7 protein-coding genes are annotated in these 6,325 nt (G+C 66.3%); all 7 read right to left on the reverse strand.

The features are described 5' to 3' along the window. Nucleotides 1-111: 111 nt before the first annotated feature. A complete protein-coding gene (locus ABZS40_RS36035) occupies nt 112-918 on the reverse strand; it encodes a class I SAM-dependent methyltransferase (RefSeq protein ID WP_354949173.1) in 807 nt (268 codons plus the stop codon). A gap of 233 nt (nt 919-1,151) precedes the next feature. After that, complete coding sequence (locus tag ABZS40_RS36040) at nt 1,152-1,616, reverse strand: DUF296 domain-containing protein (RefSeq protein WP_354949175.1); 465 nt, start codon at nt 1,614-1,616, stop codon at nt 1,152-1,154. Beyond that, nucleotides 1,609-2,667 carry an asparaginase gene (locus ABZS40_RS36045; protein ID WP_354949177.1) on the reverse strand — a complete coding sequence of 353 codons (1,059 nt, stop codon included), beginning with the start codon at nt 2,665-2,667 and terminating at the stop codon, nt 1,609-1,611. Before ABZS40_RS36045 ends, ABZS40_RS36040 begins: the two co-directional genes overlap by 8 nt. Before the next feature lie 66 nt (nt 2,668-2,733). Beyond that, nucleotides 2,734-4,260, reverse strand: coding sequence for a helix-turn-helix transcriptional regulator (locus ABZS40_RS36050; RefSeq protein ID WP_354949179.1), 1,527 nt, complete (start codon nt 4,258-4,260; stop codon nt 2,734-2,736). Between the two features lie 129 nt (nt 4,261-4,389). Further along, nucleotides 4,390-5,304, reverse strand: coding sequence for an HEXXH motif-containing putative peptide modification protein (locus ABZS40_RS36055; protein WP_354949181.1), 915 nt, complete (start codon nt 5,302-5,304; stop codon nt 4,390-4,392). A 73-nt stretch (nt 5,305-5,377) separates the two neighbouring features. Then, the gene (locus ABZS40_RS36060) at nt 5,378-5,533 is read right to left on the reverse strand and encodes a hypothetical protein (protein WP_354949183.1); all 156 of its coding nucleotides are present in this window, start codon (nt 5,531-5,533) and stop codon (nt 5,378-5,380) included. Nucleotides 5,534-5,623: 90 nt separating this feature from the next. Next, nucleotides 5,624-6,325 (reverse strand): hypothetical protein (locus ABZS40_RS36065; protein WP_354949185.1); only part of this gene is annotated, 702 nt, incomplete at its 5' end.

Below are 6,325 nucleotides of genomic sequence, written 5' to 3' on the forward strand. Positions count from 1 at the left end.
CCCGGAGTGTGGCGTGGATCAGCGGTGAGACTTGGCATGGCGGACGGTGGACGTTGGATTCGTCCGGGGCGTAGGCGCAACATGCGAACGACACAGGCCCAGCAACTCGGGCTACCTTGTCTGGGTCCTGGTGCCGATGATGACCTCGGTGCGGACGAGTTCATCGAACAAGCCGGTGGGGCTGTACTTGATGAGGGAGTCTCGAAGGTCGGCTTCGAATGCCGCCTTGTCTGGTCCTAGTTGGGCTGGGCTGCTGTAGGAGTAGGAGAACTGAAGCCCAATGACCTCGTCGAGGGTCCGCGTAACGGTGCGATCCCAGGTGTGGATCTCGAAATGCCGGAACGTTGACCGGGCGAGGACATCTTGGTGGCGTTCTGGGGGGTGCTGGTAAGTACCGCTACCGGCACGCCGGCCGGGACCGAGGTAGCGGGTCCGTACCTCGGTGATGGCATCGGTCCAGGGGGCCGGTTCGATGTCACCCGGTGCGCCACCGGAGTCGAGGACAACGGCTCCAGCAGGCTCAATGATCTTCTCGAGGTCGCGCAGGGTCTGGTGCCGGTCGGTCCAGTGAAACGACGCACCCATGACGGTGAGTAGGACTGTGCCAATGTTCATCGCGGGGAGGGTTGTGGAGTCGCCGAGCAGCCAGGTGATGTTGCCTGTGCGCTGCGCTTCGGCGAGTGCGCGGCCCTCTTGCAGCATGCCGGGTTCCGGGTCGACGGCAATGACTTCACCGACAAGCGCCGCGAGCGGCAGCGCGATCGTGCCCGTGCCGGTCCCCAGGTCCAGGACGCGCTGAGTGCCGTCGAGGCTGAAGCGCAGGCGAAGATGCTCGTACATGGCGGGGTCGTAGCCGGGCCGATATTTGGCGTAGTACGGGGCAGTGGAGACGAACAACTGGTTGGGCTGCGTCGGCATGGGCACGTTCCCCTTATCGGTCCGCATACCGGGTGGCCGTTGAGCGCGTAGCCGCGCACTTGTGCAAATCCTGGCATCAGGCGTGCGCTAATCCGGGCACCAGCAGCTGCTGGTCGACGGATCCTTTCCCCATCCGCACGGGACGCGAGGACATCGAGCAGGCCCGTGCTGATGCCGCCGCCCGAACGTGACTGGCACCGGGGATCTCCAAGCGGGCATCCGCAGGCGATGAGTCAGCTACCGCCGAATCGTAGGAGCGGCACGTCGTACAACGTCGTATCAGGAACGCGGCGCATTACCGGCGCAGCGACCTCGATGATCAGCATTTCGGTGAGGAACTGGACGGTGGCAGCAAGTAGGTGGCTGGTGTGCCCGGTGGCGCTATGTTCCTTGAGGCCGACGCTCGCGTGGATGTGCGGCCGGATCTGGTCCGCGGTCTCGTCGTACGCGATGGTGCCGCCGCCGAGCGCCTCGACGTTGGACAGGTGTACGCGATCCCAAACTGGTGCCTGGGGGTTGTCGAGGCGTTGGCAGGTGCCGACGATCTCGACCGAGCTGAAGCCGGCGATGAAGACGGGGATATAGCCGTGACGAACACCGTTGGTCCGGCAGGCGTCCGCGAGGGCGGTGAAGAAGTCCTCGCCGTGGTCGAAGCTAACGCCGATCATTCGTCCCGGCGTGAGGTCGTGGCTACGCATGCTGCATCTCCGGCTGCTGGCTGGGGGTCGGCCAAGGCCAGCGGGTGGGGTCTCCGGTGCCACCGGCGGCAGCGAACGCGGCAGCGATGGAATCGGGACCGGCGTCGGCGGCGAGAAGTGTCCACAGCAGGATGCGTGCCTTGTAGGGGTCGAGGAAGCCGGCGCCGACGAGACCTCGGCGCTGCAGGTCGCTCTCCGAACCAGGAAAACCGTAGGTCGAGGCCAGCACCGGTCCGGCACCAGTGCGGGAGGCAAGCACGACCGGGATCCTCGTCGCGAGGGCCGCGAGCTTCTCGACGAGGTGCCGAGGTACGTGGCCGACGCCGAGGCCAGCCACCACGAGGCCATCGAGTCCGTGGGCACCGGTCAGGAGGAGGCCATCGTCGCCGAGGGTCACGGTGTACAGCCCTACCCGCGGCACGCGGGTGGCCGTCTCCATCGGCACGGTCATGCGATGGAGCGGACGTGCGAGCAGCCGCACCGTTCCTTCGACGACGTGACCGAGTGGGCCGGTGTTCGGGGAGCGGAACGTGCCGCCGCTGGTGGAGTGCGTCTTGCGGACTTGCCCGGCGGCGTGGATCTCATCAGGGAGAACGACGAGGGTGCCGAGGCCGCGGGCGGTGGGGCTAGCGGCCGTGTGGATCGCTGCGAGCACGTTGGCCGGTCCGTCGGCGCCGGCGATGGTGGGGTTACGCATTGCCCCCGTGACCACCACGGGCGCATCTCCGGTGTGCAGTAGGTCGAGCAGGTATGCGGTCTCTTCGATGGTGTCGGTGCCCTGGGTGACCACGACGCCGTCGACGCCACCAGTGGTGGTGCGATCGGCGATGAGAGCTGCAAGCGCGGTGAGATCGTCGAACTCTAATGAGGCACCGGGCAGTTGACGGAAGGTTTGAACGTGCACGTCGATGCCGGTGTCGGCCAACCCAGGTACGGCGACGATGAGCTGCTCCGCAGTCAACGTTGGCACCACCCCCGCGTCGCGGCCGGAGGTCATGGCGATCGTGCCGCCCAGGGAGAGCATCAGGATCGATGTCGGCTTCTCCGCCACCGCACCTCCTCGTTAGTGTTGGTGTACCTGCGGCAGACTGTCACAGGTTCTCAGTACGGCGAAGAGTCAAGGAAGGCTCGCCAGGTAGCGGCACGCGGCGTTGATGCCATCGGTGGTCAGTAATCGGCTACGAGGTCGGACCAATCCTTCGACGCCAACTGCTGCCAGCTCCGCCGAACGTCGACGAAACCAAGACCAATCCAGGCCGAGGTAGTCGGCAAAGGTCTGCAAGCGGCGTTCGGGCCGGCTCCCTGCCGCGATGGAGCCGGCCTGGCCGCCTCGGGCGACATCGTCGTAGCGCCGTAACGCGGTACGGCGGTCCAAGGCGTCAACGTGCCAAAGTCCATCGGCGCGCACCCAAGTGGCGAGGATGACCTGCGAGTGTGGGGTTAGTACGAAACCTTCGACGCTGGCGTAGGTGGGATCGGGGTTCACATAGACGGCGACGCGCAGGGATTCCATGAGCGCTGCCGAGAGCAGCAACAGAACACGCTCGGCGTGAGGGCTGCTCTGCACAGCGGTTTCTGGGATGCAAAAAACGCGGGTGGCGGGGGCGGTGGGCGTCGTGAAGCGTTCGCTCGTGGAGCGCAGGTAGGCGATCTTGTGGCGAAACAACATCCAGGTGCTGGCCTCCTCGCCGTATTGCTCCCGGGTCCAGAAGACGGGCCGGCCGGTCGTGGCGTCGAGGCGGAGGCTGATGTAGCGAGCGCAGAAGTCGGAGCCGAGCCACATCTGGCTCAGGGTGTTGAGTTCGGCGGCGATATCGCGGCTGACGGCGGATCCGGGTAGTTGCGCGTAGTGGCGCAGTTGAGGGATGCGGTCAGCGAGCGCGGCGTCATCAACCAAAAGAGCATCGTCCATGCCGCACATGGCCCACAGGATGCCGATGGTGAAGGCGTCGAGGCGATATGCGGGGGCTACCATCCCAAGGGTTGGCGTTGTGGCCACCGCGAGGACCGGCGTGTCCCCGTCCAGTAGATCGGCCGCCAAGAGTGCGCGAAGTCCGGAGGCCGCAGCGTGGCCGCTGGCGAGCACCCCTGTGAAGCCGCTGATGTCGCGACAATCCTGACTGGGAATGCTGCTGAGCGTCAGGGTGGTGGCGGGTACGGCGCGACCGCGCGGCAGGGTGAGCAGTCGGTCGACCGGCCATGCCGGCGGGGGAGCCGAAAGTTGCGCACCGGGCAATGCCGACTCCCAGCCGGTCGGCGCATTACTGACGGTCTCGTCTGGCGAGGCGGCGAACGCGGGTGTCGTGAGCGTGATGCTGTGTCGCGGCTGCGAGACGGCGGCACGCACCGCACGGGCAGTGGCAGCGACCGTGGCACGCTCCTGGCACCGCTCGAGGTCGACCAGCGGCAGGAACTCGGCTAGGGCACCCCCGGTGACGAGCGCGCTGTCGCAGGCAGCGGCGAACTCCGGGCTCGGCCAGCGCAACGCTTTCTCGACCTTGGCGATGAGGTCCGCACTGACGTGCAGGTGCTCACCTAGCCTTGCTTGTGACCAGAGGCGCCGTTCCCGCCAGGTTCGCAGCTGGGCACCGAAGTAGTGCTTCGCGGAGGTGTGCGGTGCGAGTTCGCGTGGAGTCTGGGCCATCCCAACCTCACCGGGTCCGCCGGCGGCCCGCCCACTGAAGAGCGGATTCGGCCGTGGCGGAGTAACGATCGGTGCCGCCCACGGTACACGCCGTGGGCAGCAATTTCCGTCTCAACTGGCCTTCGCCGATCACGCCGGATGGGCCGCAGTGATGCTGACGGCGGCGTCGAAGATCTTGGTCATGCGGTGGCGAAGATCGTCGTGGTCGACGAGTGTGACCGCCGCTTGGAAGCCAGCCCTTGCCTGTTGCAGATGATCAGCCTGAGTGCGCAGGTGCATTGTGAGAAAGTCGCGGACCTGCGGCGATGTGGTGGAGGCGACGCGGGCGGCATACAGGACGGTGAGTGGGAAGGCCCAGCAGGCGTGAAGGAAGCCGAAGGCGGGCCGCTTGGTGGCTCGCCAGGGCGAGTAGAAGTGTTGGCCGTCAGGAATGGTCACATGACATGCGGCGAGGGCGTCGCTGAGCCAGTTGTGGCCAGCTTCGTGGATGAGATCGCGGGCAAGGACGAGCGGATGCTCGGTGTGGTCGGTAAACACCGTGCCGGGCAGGCGGGTAATGGTCCAGCTGAGCAGAGTGTCGTGAAGCCTCTTTCGGCGAAGGAGGCAAACGATAGGCGCGTGGTCACGTAGCAGTGCGCCGAAGCCGGCGGTGGCGGCTGTCGAGAACCCGTCTCGCACATGCTCGATGGCGATGGATTGGGCAGGCACCGTTTCCGGGCTGACGACGTAGTACGGGGTCGCGGCGATGGCGGAGCGGCACATTTGGTCAGGGGTTGGGTTGATCACGATCGGAGCGACGCGATCATGGTCGGCGCGCAGGTGGCTAGTGTCGCCGGTGGTGGCATGGCGGTACCAGGCCAAGAGCGTGCCGTCGGCAGCTCGTGCCGCAGCCTCGGCGCCTTCGAGCCACTGGTGGGCGAGGGCGTAGTTCAGTGGCGTGATTGCCGGGGCGGTCGTGCCGAGGACGCGGTGGATGGCAGTGGCGCGCTGCCGCCGTAGTTCCGTGATGGCCGGCAGGGTGAAGACGTCCTCAAGGGAAGGCACCGCTGTTCTCCTTCGTGCCGCAATGGGGACCTGGTGCCGGGTGCGGGACCCGGCACCAGGCCGAGGGCAGGGGTTACTGCTGGTCGGTTGAGGTGTCGATGTTGTCCGCCGGAGGCCAGCCGGTGGTGGCGACATTCGCGGTGTGTGCGGTGACCTGGACGGTGGGGTTCTCGCTACGAAGTTGGTCAACGGCGGCGAGGAAATCGTCGTACGGCGTGGGCTCGTCCACGAGGTGCTCCTTGTCTGGTTATAAAAGATGTCCGGGCTGCGTGGGGTACCGGGAAGCGGCGGACTGCGGGTGCGCGACGGCATGGGGTTTTCACCGCTCAGAGAGCAGCCAGCTGATGAACTTGCAGGCCCGGCCGTAGGTGGCTGGTTCGGTGCCGTGGGTGAGCTGGGAGCCGTAAATAATCGCGTCACCGAGGCGAGGACGGACGGTCCAGCGAGTGCGAGGCAGGTCGCGGAACCAGGCGGACGAGTTGTCGGCACCGTCGTGGATGAGCGACATGCCGGTTGCGTACCCGGCAGCGTCGGTCACGTCGGTGCTGGCCCAGATCTCAGCGGCTCCGGTCGTCTCGACGTAGAAGTCGCCACCGACGTCGGCGTGTCGAATGGGGACGCCAATGCCTCCGACCTGACGGGGCCAAGTGTGGGGGTCAAGGGCGATGCCGTCGGCATGGGGAGTGATGTGCTGTCCCGTGCGGTACTCGACGTAGGTCCAGGGGCGCAGCGCAGTCACAGACGGCATGGCGCGGCGGATGGTCGGCATAGCGCAGTTGGTTGCCCGGTCGAGGATGGCGGTGACCGACGGAGGTAGCTCGGCAATCTCGATGCGTCCGGTGGGTTCGTAGACCGCCTTGGCCTCTGCGGCAGTCAGGCCCGGGATCTCATGCATCGTGCTTACGCGGTCTCGGTCGAAGCGGTGGGTGGGCCTGCCCCGTTTTGACGGACATCCGAGATCAGGGGACCTGGGGTCTCCGGGAGGATGTTCAGCATCATGGAGAGCATGGGAAAGAAGCGG

The organism is Micromonospora sp. NPDC005324, assembly GCF_040607155.1.
Lineage (GTDB): Bacteria > Actinomycetota > Actinomycetes > Mycobacteriales > Micromonosporaceae > Micromonospora > Micromonospora trifolii.